The sequence below is a fragment of the Vibrio sp. 03_296 genome, from assembly GCF_002265885.1.
This window is the reverse complement of sequence record NZ_NPKW01000127.1, coordinates 1-18,976: the sequence shown is the minus strand read 5'-3', so window position 1 is coordinate 18,976 and position 18,976 is coordinate 1. Positions and strand designations below refer to the sequence as shown.

At 48.8% G+C, this 18,976-nt stretch carries 20 protein-coding genes; 12 read left to right on the top strand and 8 right to left on the bottom strand.

Features of this window, described 5'->3' with window-relative positions; all coding sequences use genetic code 11:
• The first annotated feature begins 233 nt into the window (after positions 1 to 233).
• From CIK04_RS15585 to CIK04_RS15570, 4 genes are all read left to right on the top strand, one after another.
• Positions 234 to 1,445, top strand: coding sequence for an aspartate aminotransferase family protein (locus tag CIK04_RS15585; protein ID WP_097353450.1), 1,212 nt, complete (start codon positions 234 to 236; stop codon positions 1,443 to 1,445).
• Between the two features lie 236 nt (positions 1,446 to 1,681).
• On the top strand, positions 1,682 to 2,701 hold the full coding sequence (astA, locus tag CIK04_RS15580; RefSeq protein ID WP_038939565.1) for an arginine N-succinyltransferase: 1,020 nt from the start codon (positions 1,682 to 1,684) through the stop codon (positions 2,699 to 2,701).
• A gap of 17 nt (positions 2,702 to 2,718) precedes the next feature.
• Positions 2,719 to 4,176 (top strand): succinylglutamate-semialdehyde dehydrogenase, encoded by a 1,458-nt coding sequence (gene astD, locus CIK04_RS15575; RefSeq protein ID WP_097353449.1) that lies wholly within the window; start codon positions 2,719 to 2,721, stop codon positions 4,174 to 4,176.
• Positions 4,177 to 4,387: 211 nt separating this feature from the next.
• Complete coding sequence (locus CIK04_RS15570) at positions 4,388 to 5,179, top strand: DUF1338 domain-containing protein (RefSeq protein WP_097353448.1); 792 nt, start codon at positions 4,388 to 4,390, stop codon at positions 5,177 to 5,179.
• 111 nt (positions 5,180 to 5,290) lie between these two features.
• Here CIK04_RS15570 and crp read toward each other — a convergent pair whose 3' ends face one another.
• The 6 genes from crp to CIK04_RS15540 all read right to left on the bottom strand — a co-directional run bounded on the left by crp (position 5,291) and on the right by CIK04_RS15540 (position 10,953).
• Complete coding sequence (gene crp, locus CIK04_RS15565) at positions 5,291 to 5,923, bottom strand: cAMP-activated global transcriptional regulator CRP (RefSeq protein ID WP_011079297.1); 633 nt, start codon at positions 5,921 to 5,923, stop codon at positions 5,291 to 5,293.
• A gap of 242 nt (positions 5,924 to 6,165) precedes the next feature.
• Complete coding sequence (locus CIK04_RS15560) at positions 6,166 to 7,035, bottom strand: phosphoribulokinase (protein ID WP_011079298.1); 870 nt, start codon at positions 7,033 to 7,035, stop codon at positions 6,166 to 6,168.
• 128 nt (positions 7,036 to 7,163) lie between these two features.
• A complete protein-coding gene (locus CIK04_RS15555; protein ID WP_011079299.1) occupies positions 7,164 to 7,376 on the bottom strand; it encodes a YheU family protein in 213 nt (70 codons plus the stop codon).
• 55 nt (positions 7,377 to 7,431) lie between these two features.
• Complete coding sequence (locus CIK04_RS15550; RefSeq protein WP_097353447.1) at positions 7,432 to 8,409, bottom strand: hydrolase; 978 nt, start codon at positions 8,407 to 8,409, stop codon at positions 7,432 to 7,434.
• 145 nt (positions 8,410 to 8,554) lie between these two features.
• Complete coding sequence (locus CIK04_RS15545; protein WP_038939571.1) at positions 8,555 to 9,034, bottom strand: TIGR02444 family protein; 480 nt, start codon at positions 9,032 to 9,034, stop codon at positions 8,555 to 8,557.
• Positions 9,031 to 10,953, bottom strand: coding sequence for an ABC transporter ATP-binding protein (locus CIK04_RS15540; RefSeq protein ID WP_097353446.1), 1,923 nt, complete (start codon positions 10,951 to 10,953; stop codon positions 9,031 to 9,033). Before CIK04_RS15540 ends, CIK04_RS15545 begins: the two co-directional genes overlap by 4 nt.
• 199 nt (positions 10,954 to 11,152) lie before the next feature.
• Between CIK04_RS15540 and kefG the strand changes: the two genes are divergently transcribed.
• The 5 genes from kefG to CIK04_RS15515 all read left to right on the top strand — a co-directional run bounded on the left by kefG (position 11,153) and on the right by CIK04_RS15515 (position 15,489).
• On the top strand, positions 11,153 to 11,731 hold the full coding sequence (gene kefG / locus CIK04_RS15535; RefSeq protein WP_039549649.1) for a glutathione-regulated potassium-efflux system ancillary protein KefG: 579 nt from the start codon (positions 11,153 to 11,155) through the stop codon (positions 11,729 to 11,731).
• Entirely contained in the window at positions 11,715 to 13,517 is a 1,803-nt protein-coding gene (kefB, locus tag CIK04_RS15530) for a glutathione-regulated potassium-efflux system protein KefB (RefSeq protein ID WP_097353445.1), read from the top strand. Before kefG ends, kefB begins: the two co-directional genes overlap by 17 nt.
• Positions 13,518 to 13,519: 2 nt before the next feature.
• Positions 13,520 to 13,726 carry a YheV family putative zinc ribbon protein gene (locus tag CIK04_RS15525; protein WP_011079305.1) on the top strand — a complete coding sequence of 69 codons (207 nt, stop codon included), beginning with the start codon at positions 13,520 to 13,522 and terminating at the stop codon, positions 13,724 to 13,726.
• 95 nt (positions 13,727 to 13,821) lie between these two features.
• Positions 13,822 to 14,421: a peptidylprolyl isomerase gene (gene slyD / locus CIK04_RS15520; RefSeq protein ID WP_011079306.1), complete on the top strand. Its 600-nt coding sequence runs from the start codon at positions 13,822 to 13,824 to the stop codon at positions 14,419 to 14,421.
• A gap of 126 nt (positions 14,422 to 14,547) precedes the next feature.
• A complete protein-coding gene (locus CIK04_RS15515; protein WP_097353444.1) occupies positions 14,548 to 15,489 on the top strand; it encodes an isoaspartyl peptidase/L-asparaginase family protein in 942 nt (313 codons plus the stop codon).
• 93 nt (positions 15,490 to 15,582) lie between these two features.
• Here CIK04_RS15515 and CIK04_RS15510 read toward each other — a convergent pair whose 3' ends face one another.
• Together CIK04_RS15510 and CIK04_RS15505 are read right to left on the bottom strand one after the other, a co-directional pair.
• Entirely contained in the window at positions 15,583 to 15,810 is a 228-nt protein-coding gene (locus CIK04_RS15510) for a SlyX family protein (RefSeq protein WP_011079308.1), read from the bottom strand.
• Positions 15,811 to 15,812: 2 nt separating this feature from the next.
• Positions 15,813 to 16,793, bottom strand: a complete 981-nt coding sequence (locus CIK04_RS15505) for a WD40 repeat domain-containing protein (RefSeq protein ID WP_097353443.1) — start codon at positions 16,791 to 16,793, stop codon at positions 15,813 to 15,815.
• 128 nt (positions 16,794 to 16,921) lie between these two features.
• Here CIK04_RS15505 and fkpA point away from each other — a divergent pair, with 128 nt between their 5' ends.
• The 3 genes from fkpA to tusD all read left to right on the top strand — a co-directional run.
• Complete coding sequence (fkpA, locus tag CIK04_RS15500; protein WP_026130591.1) at positions 16,922 to 17,704, top strand: FKBP-type peptidyl-prolyl cis-trans isomerase; 783 nt, start codon at positions 16,922 to 16,924, stop codon at positions 17,702 to 17,704.
• A gap of 151 nt (positions 17,705 to 17,855) precedes the next feature.
• Positions 17,856 to 18,578, top strand: a complete 723-nt coding sequence (locus CIK04_RS15495) for a transcriptional regulator (protein WP_011079311.1) — start codon at positions 17,856 to 17,858, stop codon at positions 18,576 to 18,578.
• Positions 18,575 to 18,976: sulfurtransferase complex subunit TusD (tusD, locus tag CIK04_RS15490; RefSeq protein WP_128824630.1), on the top strand; the 402-nt coding region annotated here is incomplete at its 3' end. The genes CIK04_RS15495 and tusD, both read left to right, overlap by 4 nt.

Here is an 18,976-nt window from a genome sequence, read left to right as displayed (position 1 = left end):
GCTTCTGCACTTTTTAAAAAAGTGCTTCAATAATTTACCAACTTGATGCATAAATAGTCATTAATAGTGACTATCAGGATTTACACCCCGAACCAAAAAGAATAAATCACTATTGAAATCGTTAATTAATTGTAAATACAATGCCGCATCAGCGTAAATGCAAGACAATATTTGCCGAACAGTGAAAGTCGGTGTAATTCGCTATCTGCTGCGGTATCGAGAGGGAATGTGTAATGACAGTGGAAATGAAAGTAGAGCGTGGATTGTTCGATGAGGTGATGGTGCCTTGTTACAACCCAATGGAGATGATTCCAGTTAAAGGGCAGGGTTCTCGAATTTGGGACCAAAACGGTAACGAGTATATCGACTTTGCTGGTGGTATTGCGGTGAGCTGTTTAGGTCATTGTCACCCAGTGATGGTGAACGCACTGACAGAGCAAGCGGGTAAGCTTTGGCATTTGAGCAACGTTATGACCAATGAGCCAGCGTTGCGTTTGGCCAAAAAACTGACCGAAGTGAGCTTTGCTGAACGTGTGTTTTTTGCTAACTCAGGCGCGGAAGCCAATGAAGCAGCCCTGAAACTGGCGCGCCGTTATGCCGCAGACGTTTATGGCCCAGAAAAATCAGAAATCATCGCGTTTAAACAAGGTTTCCACGGACGTACTTTCTTCACCGTGACAGTGGGTGGTCAGGCGGCGTATTCGGATGGTTTTGGTCCGAAACCGGGCGACGTTACTCACCTTCCTTACAACGATATTGAAGCGCTGCAAGCGCACATTTCAGACCGTACCTGTGCGGTCATGATGGAACCGCTACAAGGCGAAGGCGGCATCATTCCACCAACATCGGAGTTCATTCAAGCCGTGCGTGAACTGTGTGACAAACACAATGCGCTGCTGGTATTTGATGAAGTGCAAACGGGTAATGGTCGTACGGGTGAGTTCTATGCTTACCAAGGCCTGGGCGTCACGCCCGATATTCTCAGCACGGCAAAATCGCTTGGTGGTGGTTTCCCTATCGGCGCTATGCTCACCACGGCGAAACTGGCTGAACACCTAAAAGTGGGCACGCATGGTTCAACCTATGGCGGTAACCCATTAGCTTGTGCAGTGGCAGAAGCGGTGGTCACCGAAGTGTCTAAACCTGAAACGTTGCAAGGCGTGAAAGAGCGTGAACAGTGGTTCCGCGAAGGATTAGCTAAACTGAATGAGAAATACCAAATCTTCGCTGAAATCCGTGGTAAGGGATTATTGCTTGGCGCCGCACTGAATGATCAATGGCAAGGCCGTGCTCGTGATGTGCTGGTAGCGGCAGGCAAAGAAGGTTTATTAGTGTTGGTGGCTGGCGCAAACGTGGTGCGTTTTACCCCTTCACTCGTCATTACTAAACAAGAAATTGAAGAAGGTTTCGCGAAGCTAGACAAAGCGATCGCTTCTCTAGTCTAAGCGCTGCTTATGCCGAACATTCACCCATGGAAGCGGGTGGATGTTCGATGCCTTTCCTAGGCTCTAAGGCTTAGAACCTAGGGCCTTCTATACTCTTCCTAATTGAAGCTGCAGGCATGTTGGCTGTATTTGTTACTCCCAATCGCAAAGTCTATCTATGCTGATGGAGATAAAGTCATTTACTGCCTACCTGCAACGTTAATTCGTTTGGGTTTGTGCATCTGGAGGGAATATTGATGCTAGTTGTTCGCCCTATTGCAATGTCGGACTATGAATCTTTGCACACCTGTGCGGTTGAGTCAGGGCATGGATTTACTTCACTACCGGTTAACGAAGAGTTGTTAACTAATCGAATTACCCATTCTGAATACAGTTTTGCCAAGGCCAATGTGACCGAGCCGGGAGACGAAGGCTATCTGATGGTCGGTTTTGACAGTGAAACTGGCGAGGTGGCAGGAACCACGGGTATCGAAGCTTCAATTGGCTGGGATGTACCGTTTTACTCGTATCACATCAGCAAGATTGTTCACTCATCGCCGAAATTAGGCGTCAACAATGTGGTGAAACTGCTGACCTTTGGCAATAACTACACCGGTTGTAGCGAAATTTGTACCCTATTTTTGCGTGAGAAGTTTCGTCAAGGCTTGAACGGTCGTCTGATGTCTAAGTGTCGTTTTCTGATGATGGCAGAGCATCCGCACCGTTTCTCTCAAACCATTTTTGCCGAAATGCGCGGCGTTTCTGACGCGCAAGGTAACTCGCCATTTTGGCAGTGGCTGCAAGAGCACTTTTTCTCAATCGATTTCACCATGGCCGATTACCTCACGGGCATCGGTAAGAAAGGTTTTATTGCCGACTTGATGCCAAAGCTGCCGATCTACATCAACCTGCTTAGCCCAGAGGCGCAAGCGGTGATTGGCCAAGTGCATGACAACACAAGACCTGCGTTGAAGTTGCTGGAAAGAGAGGGGTTTACCAACCGTGGTTACGTCGACATTTTCGATGGTGGCCCAACGGTGGAATGCGATTTACGCAATATTGAATCGGTGCGCCATTCCGTGCGTGCGAAAGTGAGAATCAGTGAGCATTCGAGCTCAAAAGCGTTCTTAATTGCCAATACTTCATTTGAGGATTTTCGTGCGACTGCCGCTAAAGCAGCGTATGACCCTGCAACATCAAGCGTGATTTTATCTCCAGCCGTCGCCGAAGCGTTGAACGTTGAAGATGGTCACTACGTACGCATGTTGCCGCAGTAAACAGAAAGGAAGAGATGATGACACAGTGGATTGCAGGTGAATGGGTCGAAGGTTTAGGTGAAGAGTTTACCTCTCTCTCCCCGTATGACAATCAGGTTGTTTGGCGAGGCAAGGGAGCCACGGCTGAACAAGTAGAGATGGCGGTGAAAGCTGCGCGCCAAGCGTTTGTTGGTTGGAAAAAATTGTCCGTTGCCGAACGAGAAGCAGTGGTGTTGGCGTTTGCTGAGCAAGTGAAAGAGAACAGTGAAGAGATCGCCCAAGTGATCGCCAAAGAAACCGGCAAGCCCCTTTGGGAAACGCGCACTGAAGCGGCGGCAATGGCGGGTAAAATTGCCATTTCGATTCGTGCATACCATGAGCGTACTGGCGAGTCGCAAAAAGAAGCGGCAGGCAATCAGATTGTTTTGCGTCACCGCCCGCTTGGCGTGATGGCGGTTTTTGGGCCGTATAACTTCCCAGGTCACTTACCTAATGGTCACATTGTGCCTGCACTACTGGCAGGGAACACGGTGGTGTTCAAACCTTCCGAGCAAACCCCGTGGACGGGTGAGCTTGCGATGAAGTTATGGCAAGCCGCTGGGTTGCCGCAAGGGGGGATCAACCTCGTACAAGGTGGCAAGGAAACGGGCATTGCATTGGCAGACTCGAAAGGCATCGATGGCTTGCTGTTTACGGGAAGCGCCAACACTGGTCACTTATTGCATCGCCAGTTTGCCGGTCAGCCGGGCAAGATGCTGGCACTTGAAATGGGTGGCAATAACCCTATGGTGATCACCGATCACTATGGCGATCTTGATGCCACCGTCTACACCATTATCCAGTCGGCCTTTATCAGTGCAGGACAGCGCTGTACCTGTGCGCGTCGTCTCTACATCCCATTGGGTGAGAAAGGCGATGCACTGATCACCCGCTTGGTCGAAGCGACCAAGAAGTTGCGCGTTGATCAGCCATTTGCAGAACCCGCTCCTTTCATGGGACCACAGATCTCGGTGGCTGCTGCAAACTTCATTTTGGCGGCGCAAGCCAACCTGCAATCGCTTGGTGGAGAGAGCTTGATTGAAGCCAAAGCGGGGGCGGCGGCATTTGTCACGCCGGGTATTATCGATGTCACCAACATTGCCGATTTGCCCGATGAAGAATATTTTGGCCCATTACTGCAAGTGGTACGTTATCAAACACTAGAGCAAGCGGTTGAGCTCGCCAATGATACCCGCTTTGGCTTATCGGCCGGTTTGGTGTCAACCGATGATGGTGAGTGGCAATACTTCGTTGACCATATTCGTGCTGGCATCGTCAATCGTAACCGTCAGCTAACGGGTGCGAGCGGTGATGCACCGTTTGGTGGCCCTGGTGCGTCGGGCAACTTGCGCCCCAGTGCGTATTACGCCGCGGATTACTGTGCCTATCCAATGGCTTCGATGGAAGGGGAGGAGACATTACTCCCTGCAACGTTAAGCCCAGGCGTCGAACTGTAAAATAATAATAAGGGTGCGTTAGTCGCCCAAGGGCGCAGTGGGATCGAGCCTGAGTCACTGTTGCCCAGTGATAAGTGAGGTTTTTACACCTCGGTCATCGCCGTCACAGGTTGATGGCGATGTCGGTTGTACTCTGGACAGCAACCGCCATCGCCATTTTTCCATTTACGCTATAACCGACAACGTGAATCTACAACAACAAGGAGGCGTTATGACGCCAGCTGTTCTCTTTCAATCGCTATGGAATGACTATATTCAACGTTTGTGTCCTTCCGCTGCAAAAGTTCATCAACTGCTTGAAGAAGACGAGCCATTGATTAACGACCACATCGCTTTGCGCACATTTAATGTTGCTCCGCTGGGTATTGAGACGCTCGCTAAGCCATTTCTAGCCCTTGGCTATGTGGCGTGTGGTGATTACCTGTTTAAGAGCAAAAAGTTGATTGCCAAGCACTTTGAGCATCCCGACCCGACCCAACCTAAAGTGTTTATCAGCGCGCTCAAAGTGGATGAATGCTCGGAGGCGTTGCAAGCCATCGTCGAAAAATTGGTGGCGCAAGTCGACGCTTCTCGCCTAGAGGACTGTGCATTTTTACACGGTGGTCGCTTATGGGAGCTGTCGTTTGCTGATTACCAAACCCTAGCACAAGAAAGTGAATACGCGTCTTGGTTGGCGGCTCATGGCTATGGTGCCAATCACTTTACCGTCAGTGTTAATCAGCTCAAGGCGTTGGACTCGGTTAAAGGCGTGAATGATCACTTACGCAACGCAGGTTTTGTCATTAACGAAGTGGGTGGTGAAGTCAAAGGCTCGCCAGAGGTGTTGCTCGAGCAATCCTCGACCATGGCCGACAAAGTGGCGGTGCACTTTAGCGAGGGCAGTGAAATCGTTCCTGGTGGTTTCTACGAATTCGCCAAGCGTTACCCGATGGACAACGGTGAGCTTTACCCAGGGTTTGTAGAAGCTTCTGCCGATAAGATTTTCGAAAGCACTAATGGTTAACAGAAGCGGTTAACAGAGTCGCTCACGGCTCTCAATTGCCGTCTCTGTGAAACAAAAAAGCCACTCATGTTGCCATGAGTGGCTTTTGAAACTGTTCATCGCTAATGGAAATTAACGAGTACCGTAAACAACGATAGTCTTGCCATGTGCAGAAATCAGGTTTTGCTCTTCGAGCATCTTCAAGATACGACCTACTGTCTCACGAGAACAGCCAACGATTTGACCGATTTCTTGACGAGTGATCTTGATCTGCATGCCATCTGGGTGTGTCATCGCATCTGGTTGTTTAGCAAGATTCAATAGCGTCTGAGCGATACGACCAGTTACGTCTAGGAATGCCAAGTCACCCACTTTTTGGCTGGTCACTTGCAGACGGCTTGCCATCTGAGCAGATAGACGCATCAGGATGTCAGGGTTTACCTGAATTAGCTGACGGAATTTCTTGAATGAGATTTCCGCGACTTCACAAGGAGATTTTGCGCGAACCCAAGCGGTACGCTCTTGGCCTTCTTCAAACAGGCCTAATTCACCAATAAAGTCACCTTGATTTAGGTAAGAAAGGATCATTTCTTTACCTTCTTCATCCTTAATCAGTACCGCAACAGAACCTTTTACGATGTAGTAAAGTGTTTCTGCTTTTTCGCCCGCATGAATTAGCGTGCTTTTTGATGGGTACTTATGAATATGACAGTGTGAAAGAAACCACTCTAGTGTTGGATCGGTTTGAGGTTTACCTAGAACCATAATATCTCACTTCCTCTGCAGGGTACGCTTGCCGCTATCCGTATTTTAGCGAAGCCTTAATCTTGGCTTCCTAGAATAAGAGCTGTTAACTAAGGCTGCAAGCTATCTTGTGTTTCGGTTTGAAATAGTATCCTTTTTCGAAAACGATTTCTTGATTTTAATCGTGCCGAGTATCGGATTTTTTAAGCAAAACTGTGCACATGATCACGGTATGAAAAGTAATCGCTCTCTGTGCTGGGTTTTTATCCAATTTTGCCCGTTTCAATCAATTGTTGCAGGATAGGCTGCACAATTAATTCCATAGCAAAACTCATTTTTCCTCCCGGCACCACAAGGGTGTTGTGGCGTGACATGAACGAGCCATCGATCATCGCCAGTAGGTATGGAAAATCAACGTTTTTGATTCCTCTAAGACGAATCACCACAAAGCTTTCATCAAGGCTTGGGATGCCTTTGGCGTTGAGCGGATTGGAGGTATCGACCGTTGGGACTCGCTGAAAGTTGATGTGAGTACGAGAAAATTGCGGTGTGATGTAATTCAGATAGTCGTCCATTGAGCGCACAATCGAATCCATCACAGCCTCGCGTGAATGACCGCGATCACGGGTGTCACGGACGTATTTTTGAATCCACTCTAAGTTGACGATCGGTACCATGCCTATCAAGAAATCGACGTGTTGCGCGACATTCACTTCGCCATCCACGACGCCACCGTGCAGCCCTTCATAAAACAGCACATCGGTATTTTCGGGTAGCTTTTGCCATGGGGTAAAAGTGCCGGGCATTTGGTTGTAGGGTACCGCTTCGTCAAAAGTGTGCAGATAGCGGCGCACTTCACCAGTGCCAGATTTACCGTATTGGCGGAAAAATTCGCCTAGAGCTGGGAAATCGTTGGCTTGAGGGCCAAAATAGCTGATATGACGGCCTTGTTCTTTTGCCTTGCGAATTTCGACATCCATCTCTGGGCGCGTAAAACGGTGGAAGCTATCCCCTTCGACCCATGCGGGCTTGATGCTCATCATATTGAACATCTTGCGGAAAGCTTCGGAGGTGGTGGTGGTGCCGGCACCGGATGAACCTGTGACGGCTATTATTGGGTGTTTTGCAGACATGACAGACCTTGTCGTATTCAAACTTACCTGTTGAGCGGGAATCGGCCTCCCGCGGAGCTATCGTTTGTCCCACTATAGCACGTTCACTTTGCTTGTCATGGGATAGGATTCGGTAAAGTGTGGAGCAGCTAGAATTTTTGTTTTAACTGAATATCCACGGTTTCGTGTAACTCAGAGAAAACCACCACCGCTTCGCCGCATTCCAACTGCTGCTGTACTTGTGCGATTTTTTCCTCAAGTGAGTATTCACTTTCACCGTAATCGGTGCCTTCACGCAGCACAAACTCGCGAATCAAATTGCTCAGCGCCTCAGGGCTGATTTGTTGCCATGGAACGATCATAAATACCTCTTTATTCTATGCTCGTGAGTGGATTTGTTGGCCGACAGGGGCGCTATTATCCAGAAACCGCCATACTTTCATAGTAGGCGGGCAGCGCTTCTTCTAGCCAAAATCGCGGTTGCAGTGCGGTTCCGCTGAGAAAACCGACATGACCACCGTGATCAAACAGTCGATAATCGATGTTGTCTGGGAGCACAAACTTAGGGATCACTGCGTCGGTCATAAAGGGATCGTCTTTCGCGTGAATGATTTGAGTCGGAATGCGAATATCGCGCAGTTTGTTGAGCCCAGAGCACTGCTGATAGTAATCGGCGGCATCTTGAAAGCCGTGCAGCGGGGCGGTGATCAAGTCATCAAAGTCGTACAGTCTTGTTACTCGTTTAATCGCTTGATAGGAAAGGTCGAGTTCGCCAGCCAGCAAATGGTGCTTACGCAGTGCATTGCGTTTGAGCGAGGAGAGTAAGTAGCGACGATAGACGCGCGAAAACCCTTGCTCAATACGTTGCGAGCAAGCGGACAAATCAAGCGGTGCAGAGACGATGGTCGCCGCATCCAGTCGTTCGTCTCCCTGATACTTGGCCAAGTAGTTGGCCAGCATATTGCCTCCCAAGGAGATACCCACGGCTACTTTGACCGAGTGAGGAAACGCGTCGTGCAAATGCGTAAGAAACAGTCTTGCATCCTCTACTTCGCCGGAATGGTACGCGCGCGCGAGGCGATTAGGCTTACCGCTGCAACCACGAAAATGCATCATCACCGCCAGCCAACCAGCGTCAGCAAAGGCTTTCATTAGACCATTGGCGTAAGGGCTGTAGAAGCAGCCTTCAAGGCCGTGAAACAACACAAATAAGGGTTTGTTTTTGGCTTGATCATTGTGCGGAGATTCGCTCCAAGCGAGATCCAAAAAATCGCCATCTGGGGTGTCCAGCGTTTGCCATAAAGGTTCGAACAAGGCTTTTTTACGAATTAAGCGCGGCAATAAGGTTTGTAGGTGTGGATTTTTTATCCCAGCTGCGGCGGTAAACTGAGTCATGTGTGTTGCTCTTTGAGTGATTTGGATCAGCGAGGCATTTCACTGACCTTTGTATGCGTGATACGAGTTAATTTAGTCCTTCAGCTCAACTTTTCGTCAATCATTGAGGGGAATGTTCTTTGTGAGACGGGCTCAGGATCACACTTCAACTGAGTTTCTGTGACGGTGAGGCAACGACGAAGGCGTTGTAGAGGTGCGCAGCACCGAGATGTTGGCAGTAGCGCTGTGTGAGCGGCTGTTGCTGGTTGGGAGACAGCGTTAGGGTGTTGATGCAATCAACGAGATCGGATTGTTGCTGCTTTTCCAATTGCAGTTCAAATTGCAGCGCTTCGCGATAGAGGGTATCCGGTAGATGCTGTTTAAACTGACGACGGAGATCGCGGTAGGTATGCAGTAGCGTTTCAGAGCGGCCCAAGCAGGCTTGTACTTGATGCCACTCTTGCTCTTGAAACGTCAGTTGTTGTTCATCGAGCCATTTGAACAGCAACAGTAAGTTGACGTTGCCGTTAAAGTTGTTCTGCAAAGCAAGGCACGCTTCTTTCACTTCTCGAATCGAATAATATTGTAGGCTGAATTGCCACAGCCTTTCGAGGGTAAGTGAAGGTTGGACGTGCTCTGAACTCATTGGCTATTGAACTCCTGTTCCATCTGTTCCAGTACTTCCTGCTGGGCCATCCACTCCATTTCAATCTCTTCGAGATCGGATTTACTTTGTGCTTGCAGCGCCAGTACTTGAGTAAGTTTAGCTTTATTTTCGGCATCATACAGTGAGTTATCAGACAATTGCTGCTCAGCCTCTGCCAACGCTTCGCCCAACTTATCCATTTTCGCTTCTAACTGTGTCAGTTTTTTGCGAATTGGTGCGGTTAACTTACGAAAATCGGCTTCACGACGCTTTTGCTCTTTTTTCGCGGCAGCACTGTTGCTGCTGTCTTTGGCTGGCATTTCTGCGGCCGCTTCGCGACGCTCAGCTTTTTGCTGTTCAGTGAGCCACTTGTAGTAGTCATTGAGGTCGCCATCAAACGGTGCTACTTGGCGATCGTGCACTAGGTAAAGATCATCGGTGGTCGCGCGGATCAAATAGCGATCGTGCGAGACGATCACCATCGCGCCTTCAAAGGTTTGCAGCGCTAGTGTCAGCGCTTGGCGCATATCTAAGTCTAGGTGGTTGGTTGGTTCGTCGAGCAGCAATAAGTTTGGTTTTTGCCAGACGATCAACGCGAGCACCAAGCGTGCTTTTTCTCCCCCTGAAAACGGTGCTACTTTCTCCAGTGCTTTGTCACCGTGAAAGCCGAAGCTACCCAGATAATTACGCAGCTCTTGCTCGGTTTTTTCTGGTGCGATCTGCATCATGTGCTGCAGCGGTGTTTCTTCTGGGTGCAAGGTTTCCAATTGGTGCTGAGCAAAGTAACCAATTTTGACGCCTTGCGAGTAAGTCAAATCGCCACCTTGGGCTTTCAGCTCTCCGGAGAGTAACTTGATCAGTGTTGATTTACCGGCGCCGTTGCGGCCGAGCAAACCAATTCGGCTGCCACGCACCAGATTAAGACGAATTTTATCGAGGATGAGGTTATCACCGTAACCGGCAGAAACGTCATCCATCATCATGATCGGATTTGGCAGCGCGGCAGGTTCACGAAATTCAAAGCTAAATGGGTTATCAAACTGTGCGGGTAGCACTTTTTCTAGCTTCTCTAGCGCTTTGATGCGGCTTTGCGCTTGGCGTGCTTTGGACGCCTTGTAGCGAAAACGATCGATGTAGCTTTGCATGTGCGCCATCTGCTTCTGCTGCTTCTCAAACATCGATTGTTGCAGGATCAGTTTCTGAGCGCGCTGGTTTTCAAACGACGAGTAGTTACCGGTGTACTCATTGAGTTTCTGGTTTTCAATGTGAACGATGCGATTGACGATTGGGTCGAGAAAATCACGGTCGTGCGAAATCAGCATCAAAGTACCTGGGTAGCTTTGCAACCAACGCTCTAGCCACATGACCGCATCAAGGTCTAAGTGGTTAGTGGGTTCGTCAAGCAGCAACAGATCAGAACGGCACAGCAGGGCTTGAGCAAGGTTGAGACGCATGCGCCATCCACCCGAGAATTGGGTCAGGTTCCAGTGCATCTGTTCTTGGCTAAAACCTAAACCATCTAAAAGCTCTGAAGCCCGCGCACGGATGCTGTAGCCGCCAATGGTTTCAATTTTACCGTGCAATTCCGCAATGCGAGTCCCTTGCTCTTGCGCTTCAGCTTCCGCCAGCTGGCGTTCAAGCTGACGATATTCACGATCTCCATCAATCACATATTCAATGGCGCTGCGTTCTAAAGCGGGCGTTTCCTGTGCGACCCAAGCTAACTCCCAATGTTGCGGACAGCTAAATGAGCCCGCATCAATCGACAGCTCATCTTTGATTAGGGCGAACAGGGTGGATTTCCCACAACCGTTCTTACCGACTAAACCAATTTTGTCACCTGGGTGGATTGTTGCTGATGCTTGATCAAGCAAAGGAGCGCCGCCGCGAAGCAGCTGAATGTCTGAAAAGGTAATCATGTCGTTCTGCTTAAATGAATGCTGTTTATTCGTGCACTTTCTTGCTGCGCATAGTAGGAGGAAAGAGGATAAATGTCGATCATTATGCAAATATGAGTATGATGAGTAACAAGTGAGTAACACTTTGTTTTATTCGCTTCCACGCAAGTTCAAGGGGAGCCGATCACAAAGACGAAAAATGGGACGAACGGAAGACGCCATGATGATCAATAGCGCGATAACAAAAAAACAGCCCAAAGTTTTGGTGATTTATGCCCACCCTGAGTCACACACGTCTGTAGCCAATCAAGTGATGATTAAGAAAATCTCCTCATTGTCGCACGTGACTATTCGTGACCTTTACGCCATCTACCCAGATTTCTTTATTGATGTGAAAGCCGAGCATAAATTGTTGCGTGAGCACGATGTTATTGTTCTGCATCACCCGATGTTTATGTATTCCTGCCCCGCGTTACTCAAAGAGTGGATTGATCGTGTGTTGGGCAAGGGCTTTGCGTTTGGGCAAGGCCAAGCGTTGGCGGGAAAGTATTGGCGCAGCGTCATCACCACCGGTGGCAAAAAAGAAGCATTTAGCGCCAAAGGCTACAATAAATACCCACTCGAAGAGATTCTGCAGCCATTTGAATTAACCGCGGCACTGTGTCAAATGCACTGGATTGAACCTTTAGTGCTCTATTGGGCGAGAAATGTCTCTGATGTAGAACGCTATCAACATGCTGAGCAGTATCGGCAGTGGCTCAACGATCCGCTAGGAGGTTTTGATGGCTCTCACCAGTGATTTTTTGCAAACCAGTGTGGTCTTTCTCTCTGCTGCGGTAGTTGCGGTGCCACTGGCGCAGCGCTCGGGATTGGGTTCGGTCCTAGGTTATCTACTGGCTGGTGTGACCATTGGCCCGTGGGGATTGGGGCTTATTAGCGATGTTGACGCCATCTTACACTTTGCCGAGCTTGGCGTGGTACTGCTGCTGTTTCTGATTGGTTTGGAGTTGAATCCGAAAAAATTATGGCAAATGCGCGGTCCTATTTTAGGCTTGGGTGGCGCTCAGGTGGTGATCACCACCTTACTGATAGCCATTATCATCCAATGGTTTGGCGTGAGTTGGAATACTGCGCTGGTGATTGGAATGGGGCTTGCGCTCTCGTCCACCGCGATTGCGCTTAAAGTGCTTGAAGAGCAAGGGCTTGCAAGAACAGAAACGGGTCAGTCTGGCTTTGCCGTGTTGCTGTTCCAAGATATTGCCGTTATTCCTATGCTCGCGTTGCTGCCGCTGTTGGCGGGAAGTGGCATGAGTGGCAATTGGCTGAGTTCCTTACTGACCTTTTCGGCGGTGGTTGGGCTGTTGGTTGGTGGGCACTTTTTATTGCGACCGCTGTTTCGCTATGTGGTGCTAACGGGGGTCAGAGAACTGTTTACCGTCACCGCTTTACTGGTGGTGCTTGGTATTGCGATGCTGATGCAGCAGTTAGGTTTATCGATGGCTCTTGGCACTTTCTTAGCTGGGGTGTTGTTGGCGGAAAGTGAATATCGCCACGAGCTAGAGATTGCGATTGAGCCTTTTAAAGGGTTGCTACTTGGCCTGTTTTTCATTGCGGTCGGCATGGCGGTCAACTTAGGGTTACTGGTGGTCCATCCGATAGAAGTGATTTCTGCGGTGTTGGGATTGGTGGCGCTTAAAGGGGCAGTGCTTTACTTGCTGGGGCGCGTGAGTCGTATGCGTGCGAAAGCGCGTAGCCGTATGGCGGCGATTCTTAGCCAAGGGGGAGAGTTTGCCTTTGTTATTTTTACTGCGGCGAGCAAAGAGGGGCTGCTCAATCCCAGTGAAGTCTCGTTCTTACTGGTGGTGGTGAGTTTGTCGATGGTCACCACCCCACTATTGCTCAATATTCAAAAATGGTGGTATGCCCGAACGTTAAATCAAGAGAGTGACGTGCTGGCACCGGATGTCGTGGATACGGAGCCGCGAGTGATCATTGCGGGTTTTGGCCGTTTTGGTCAGATTGTCGGCCGCCTACTGTATGCCAACAAGATCAAAGTAACGGTCTTGGAGAGCGATGCTAGCCAGATCCAACTGTTACGGAAATATGGCTACAAGGTTTTTTATGGCGACGCCACTCAGTTAGATTTGCTACGAGCGGCAGGCGCGGCCAAAGCCGAAGCGTTAGTGATTTGTACTGATTCACCGGATCAAGTGATGAGCATTGTTGAGTTGTGTCAGCAGCATTTCCCTAATTTGAAAGTGTTGGCGCGAGCGCGTAGCCGTGTGGAAGCTTATCAATTGCTCAGTCATGGTGTGAGCTCCTATTCGCGTGAGACCTTTTTAGGCGCGCTTGATCTTGGACGTCAAACCTTAGTGGAAATCGGTATGCACCCCTATCAAGCAAAGCGGGCGGAAGCGCATTTTCGCAAGCTAGATAATGCTATGCTTAAAGAGTTATTGCCGCAGCACAATCAAGATAAAAAATTGGCACAGCGTGCTAAAGAAGCGAGAAAAGAACTAGAAGAAATCTTTGCGCATGAGATGGAAAACGATCATCAATCGCGAAATTTCTGGGATGAAAGGTAGTCATGTTAGTAAAAAGCAAAAAACGTTTTATTGCCGGGGCCAGTTGTCCTTCGTGTCAGCAGCAAGACACTCTATTGTGGTGGAGTGAGAACAATATCGAGCTGGTGGAATGCGTCGAGTGTGACTTCAAAGAGCAACGCAAGCCAAAGTCTGTAGATAAAAATAAACACGCGGATCAGGAAATGATCGGTATTTTTAAGCCGGAATAATTGAGTTTCTCAGATTGATCCCCATAATATCGGCATTGATATTTGGTTCTGACTGATTGGGATTGGTCAGGCAAATTAACCTCTCTGGAGTAGTTATGAAAATTGAAAAGAACGTGGTTGTTAGCCTTGCGTATCAGGTAAAACTGGAAGATGGCATTGTGGTTGACTCTTCAACAACCGATGCACCACTGGATTACCTGCATGGTCACAACAACCTAATCACTGGCCTAGAAAACGAGCTTGAAGGCAAAGTGGCGGGTGATAAATTCACAGTGACAGTTGCTCCGGAAGATGCGTATGGCGAGCACAACGATGCGTTGGTTCAACGTGTACCAGCGGAAGTATTCCAAGGTGTTGACCAAATCGAAGTGGGCATGCGTTTCCTTGCTGACACAGACCAAGGTCCAATCCCTGTTGAAGTAACTGAAGTTGATGGCGATGAAGTGGTGGTTGATGGTAACCACATGCTGGCTGGCCAGACACTGACATTCGACGTAGAAGTGGTTGCTGTGCGTGAAGCAACAGCGGAAGAGATCGAGCACGGTCATATCCACCAAGGTGGCGGTTGCTGTGGTGGTCACGATCATGACCATGATCACGACCACGAAGGCGGCTGTTGTGGCGGCGAAGGTCACGGCCACAGCCACGGCGAAAAAGACGGCTGCTGCGGTGGCGGTAGCTGCGGTTCACACTAATTGAACCCATCTCTCGAATAAATCGGGAAAGCAAAGATAAACAAGCGCAAGCGGAGAAATCTGCTTGCGCTTTTTTCTATTCTACGCTCAGATATTGGCCAAGGATTCTTAACGAGTAGAGCCACGATGAACAAGCCTTTTTCCATTGCCGTTCACGGCGGTGCCGGCACCATTTTACGCAGCCAGATGAGTGATGAGCTCAAAGAGGCCATTTTGTCCGATTTACAACAAGCGGTCAGAGCTGGATATCAGTTACTCGAGCAAGGTGCTGATGCGCTGGATGCGGTGGTGGCCGCGGTCAAAGTCTTGGAAGACTCGCCGAATTTCAATGCAGGAAAAGGTTCGGTACTGACTCACAATGAAATGGTGGAGATGGATGCCTCCGTGATGCACGGACGAGAGCTCAAAGCGGGTGCCGTTGCTGGGGTTCGCCATATCAAAAACCCGATTGAACTGGCACGTGATGTGATGAAAAACAGTGCTCATGTCCTGCTCATTGGAGAAGGGGCAGAGAAATTTGCTTTTGAGCAAGGCCACCAGTACACCGAACAGGATTATTTCTTTACTGACCGACGCTATGAGCAACTGCTCTCGATGCGTGAAAAAGGCTTGTTTGCGTTGTCAGAAGCCAAATATCCCGATGATAAAAAACATGGCACGGTGGGGGCGGTGGCGCTGGATCAGCAAGGCAATCTTGCGGCCGCCACCAGTACGGGCGGAGTGACCAATAAAAAATACGGTCGCGTTGGCGATTCTGCACTGATTGGCTGTGGCACCGTGGCGGAAAATGGCGTGGTGGCCGTTTCGACCACTGGGGTTGGTGAGTTCTTTATTCGTAAGCGTGTGGCTGAAGATGTTGCGGCGCGAATGCGCTATCTCAACGAAGATGTGCATACGGCGTGCGAGCACATTATTCACGGAGAGCTGAAGAGCATGGGCGGAGAAGGCGGTTTAATTGCGCTTGATGCGCGGGGGGAAATTCACTTTGCCATGAACAGCTCCGGTATGTATCGAGCGGCCATCAATACCCAAGGCGAGCTTTGCGTGAAAATCTACGCTGACGAATAAACAACGCAGCAACCCACCATCTACTATCCGTAACAAAACACTAAGCCCAGCAGATGTGCTGGGCTTAGTTGATTTTGAACTTAACTTTTGAGTTTAGTAATGCGGTGGTGGCGGCTCTTTCGCTGGGTCCACCATGTTTGAGCTATCCATATTCTTCATTTTGCCGACCACATACTTCATCTGATCTTGCATCTTGGCAATCAGCAGTTGCTGCTGCGTCAGAGCGTCGTTCAGTTCTTCAATCGTCTGTTCTTGAAACGCCACCTGACACTCCAAGTCATTGATGCGGTTTTCAAGCAATGCGATGGTTTTTTCTGTCATGCTTAATTCTCCAATGGCCATGCTTGGGCGATGCCTGCAGAGGTCGCCGTAATCACTCGGCGCTGAGCATCAAAAGCGGCATCATACACTACCGCGCGAGGAGGGCGAGCATCTTTTAACGGTTCCACCTCATAACTTTCAATTTGTTTACCGCCGGTGGTATTCCAAACCGCGACTCGACCTGAAGGGGTACCTGTCACCAGTAAACGACCATCATCAGAAAAACGTGCTGTAGAGAAGATTAACTGGCGTGACCAACTTTTTAATTGGCTAATTTGTTGACCCGTTTTCAAATCCCACACAATCGCTTGGTTGCCGCCATCCGAGGTGAAGGCTAGTTGGCCGTCACGTTGTAAGGCAACTCGATTGACGCGCTCTTCGTGCTCAAAGGTGCGCATCACTAATCCTGTTTCAGTATCCCAAAGGTAGGCTTTGTAATCATTTCCGCCAGTCAGTGCGAAACGACCATTGGCGGAGATGGCGACAGAATTGACTTTTTCTCGGTGAGCAAGGAACTCCATTCTCCGTCCGGTGACTAAGTTGACGTAAATGGCTTTCCCGTTGGATAAACCAAGGAGGACTTGTTCGCCGTTACTGCTGATATCAACATCACGGATCAACCCGTCTGAGATCGACCAAAGACCTTCAGACTGGCTTAAGCCAAGATCCCACACCGCAAAGTTCATTTGCGTGGCGGTCACCGCGAAGCGGCCGTTATCAGAGATTCGGATGTTGGACACGACGTTGGCTTCAGGATCTTGCTCGCCGAGTTGGGCAAGTTCTTTGCTCTCGACCAAATCCCACAGCACCAAATGGCGTTGGGTTGAGTAGAGCAACGCAAAACGGCCATCACGACTTAAGGCGAAACTGGTGGAACCTTGTGGTTCGATTTCCCAACGTTGTTCATCCTGCGTAGAAAAAAAACAGCCATTTAACAGAGGAATGACAATTAGCAAGAGTAAGGAATGAAGAATTCTTTGCATCACATCTAATAATCCGGTTTGTGTCCCAAGACATATAGCTAGTATATTGGTATAACAATCGACTTCACCAATCTGTTATGAGATTTGTGGACAATAACCAATGGTTTATCCATTAATTGGAGAGTTTAATGAAATCAGTTTTAAAAGTGTCACTGCTTGCAGCTACTGTAATGCTGGCAGTCGGCTGTCAGAAAGAAGAAGCAAAACCCGCAGCCGCACCACAAGCAGAGCAGGTACAGGCAGAAACCGGTAAAGCGGTTCACTTTAAATCAGAAGATGACAAAGCGGCTTACGCAATCGGCGTGTCGTTTGCTAACTACTTAAGTGCAAGCCTAGACAAGCCAAGTGAAATTGGTATCAACCTAAATAAAGATTTGGTGCTTAAAGGTATCGAGCATGTTTTTGCTGGTAACCCTGAGCTGAATGAAGAAGAAACACGCGCGGCGCTAGAAGCGCTAGATAAGCGTGTTGCTGAAACCATGCAGAAAAAAGCGGCAGAAAAAGCAGACGCTGCAAAGAAAGCCGGTGATGAATTCCGCGCTGAGTTTGAAAAACAAGAAGGTGTGGTGAAGACGGATACTGGCCTTCTATACCAAGTGATCACGCCTGCTGAAGGTGAGAAGCCAAAAGACACTGACACAGTTCAAGTTCACTACAAAGGCACATTAACAGATGGTACTCAGTTCGATAGCTCTTACGATCGTGGTGAGCCAGCAACTTTCCCACTGAACCGAGTTATCCCAGGTTGGACGGAAGGCGTTCAATTGATGCCAGTCGGCTCTAAGTTCAAGTTCGTTATTCCACCTGAGCTAGCGTACGGCGCGCAAGACACGCCAAGCATTCCAGCGAACTCAACATTGGTGTTCGAAGTCGAACTATTGAAGATCGAAAACGGCGACAACGCGCAGTAATTTGCAATAGTTTAGCAATCAAAAGGGCTCGAATCATTCGAGCCCTTTTTTGTTCTAAGTCACTAGTTCGTCACTTAGCTAGGTGTTCTGCTCAAAATTTCTGATAAACTTACAGCAATTTGTTGATTATTCGCTCTAAGGCTAAGAAAAAGTGACAACGACAGAAACACTAACTGCAGATATGTTGCTCGAAATGGAGTCCGTTCATGTGAAGCCATTTACTGAGCACGACAAAATCATTCTTCGTTCTTATGAAGCCGTGGTTGACGGGATTGCCAGCCTGATTGGGCCATTTTGTGAGATCGTTTTACACTCGCTGGAAGACTTAAACACCTCTGCGATCAAAATCGCGAACGGTGAGAACACAGGCCGTCAGGTCGGCTCCCCAATTACCGATTTAGCGCTCAAAATGTTGCGTGATATCGAAGGGTCTGAGCGTAACTTCTCACGTTCGTACTTTACTCGCGCCAAGGGCGGGGTATTGATGAAATCGATCACCGTCGCAATCCGTAACGGAGACAATCGTGTCATTGGCTTGTTGTGTATCAACGTTAATTTGGATGCACCATTCTCGCAAGTCTTGCAATCTTTCATGCCAACGGAAGAAGCGAAGCAAGCGGCTTCCTCTGTTAACTTCGCAAGCGATGTAGAAGAGTTGGTGGATCAAACGGTTGAGCGCACCATTGAAGAAATCAATGCCGATAAATCCGTCTCCAACAACACTAAGAACCGTCAAATCGTCATGGAACTGTTTGATAAAGGCATTTTTGATATTAAAGATGCCATCAACCGAGTGGCTGACCGACTGAATATTTCCAAACACACGGTTTACCTCTACATCCGTCAGCGTAAAACTGAGGAAGATGAGAAGTGAGCACGTTACGCTACACTTTGGTGGTGAATGGCTCTGTATATGGTAGCCAATCGGCGCGAACGGCGTATCAGTTTGCTACCGCATTGATAGAGAAAGGACATACCTTAGTGAGTGTCTTTTTCTATCAAGATGGTGTTACCAATGGCACTGAGCTCACCGTGCCTGCTAATGATGAATTTCATTTGACCAAAGCATGGCAACAGTTGGCAAAGCAACATAATGTAAGGCTGGAGACCTGTGTCGCTGCCGCACTGCGTCGCGGTGTTGTGAGCCAATCTGAGGCCGCGCAGCATGGTCTGTTGCAACATAATCTGGCGGAAGGGTTCGAACAAGCAGGTTTGGGCAGTTTGGCAGAAGCGATGTTAACCCAAGATAGAGTGGTACAATTTGAGTCAGTT

What these genes read in the sequence shown, in the direction of transcription:
- CIK04_RS15585 (WP_097353450.1), top strand. Translation starts at nt 234, where the DNA reads ATGACAGTGGAAATGAAAGTAGAGCGTGGATTGTTCGATGAGGTGATG.
- astA (WP_038939565.1), top strand. Translation starts at nt 1,682, where the DNA reads ATGCTAGTTGTTCGCCCTATTGCAATGTCGGACTATGAATCTTTGCAC.
- astD (WP_097353449.1), top strand. Translation starts at nt 2,719, where the DNA reads ATGACACAGTGGATTGCAGGTGAATGGGTCGAAGGTTTAGGTGAAGAG.
- CIK04_RS15570 (WP_097353448.1), top strand. Translation starts at nt 4,388, where the DNA reads ATGACGCCAGCTGTTCTCTTTCAATCGCTATGGAATGACTATATTCAA.
- crp (WP_011079297.1), bottom strand. Translation starts at nt 5,923, where the DNA reads ATGGTTCTAGGTAAACCTCAAACCGATCCAACACTAGAGTGGTTTCTT.
- CIK04_RS15560 (WP_011079298.1), bottom strand. Translation starts at nt 7,035, where the DNA reads ATGTCTGCAAAACACCCAATAATAGCCGTCACAGGTTCATCCGGTGCC.
- CIK04_RS15555 (WP_011079299.1), bottom strand. Translation starts at nt 7,376, where the DNA reads ATGATCGTTCCATGGCAACAAATCAGCCCTGAGGCGCTGAGCAATTTG.
- CIK04_RS15550 (WP_097353447.1), bottom strand. Translation starts at nt 8,409, where the DNA reads ATGACTCAGTTTACCGCCGCAGCTGGGATAAAAAATCCACACCTACAA.
- CIK04_RS15545 (WP_038939571.1), bottom strand. Translation starts at nt 9,034, where the DNA reads ATGAGTTCAGAGCACGTCCAACCTTCACTTACCCTCGAAAGGCTGTGG.
- CIK04_RS15540 (WP_097353446.1), bottom strand. Translation starts at nt 10,953, where the DNA reads ATGATTACCTTTTCAGACATTCAGCTGCTTCGCGGCGGCGCTCCTTTG.
- kefG (WP_039549649.1), top strand. Translation starts at nt 11,153, where the DNA reads ATGATGATCAATAGCGCGATAACAAAAAAACAGCCCAAAGTTTTGGTG.
- kefB (WP_097353445.1), top strand. Translation starts at nt 11,715, where the DNA reads ATGGCTCTCACCAGTGATTTTTTGCAAACCAGTGTGGTCTTTCTCTCT.
- CIK04_RS15525 (WP_011079305.1), top strand. Translation starts at nt 13,520, where the DNA reads ATGTTAGTAAAAAGCAAAAAACGTTTTATTGCCGGGGCCAGTTGTCCT.
- slyD (WP_011079306.1), top strand. Translation starts at nt 13,822, where the DNA reads ATGAAAATTGAAAAGAACGTGGTTGTTAGCCTTGCGTATCAGGTAAAA.
- CIK04_RS15515 (WP_097353444.1), top strand. Translation starts at nt 14,548, where the DNA reads ATGAACAAGCCTTTTTCCATTGCCGTTCACGGCGGTGCCGGCACCATT.
- CIK04_RS15510 (WP_011079308.1), bottom strand. Translation starts at nt 15,810, where the DNA reads ATGACAGAAAAAACCATCGCATTGCTTGAAAACCGCATCAATGACTTG.
- CIK04_RS15505 (WP_097353443.1), bottom strand. Translation starts at nt 16,793, where the DNA reads ATGCAAAGAATTCTTCATTCCTTACTCTTGCTAATTGTCATTCCTCTG.
- fkpA (WP_026130591.1), top strand. Translation starts at nt 16,922, where the DNA reads ATGAAATCAGTTTTAAAAGTGTCACTGCTTGCAGCTACTGTAATGCTG.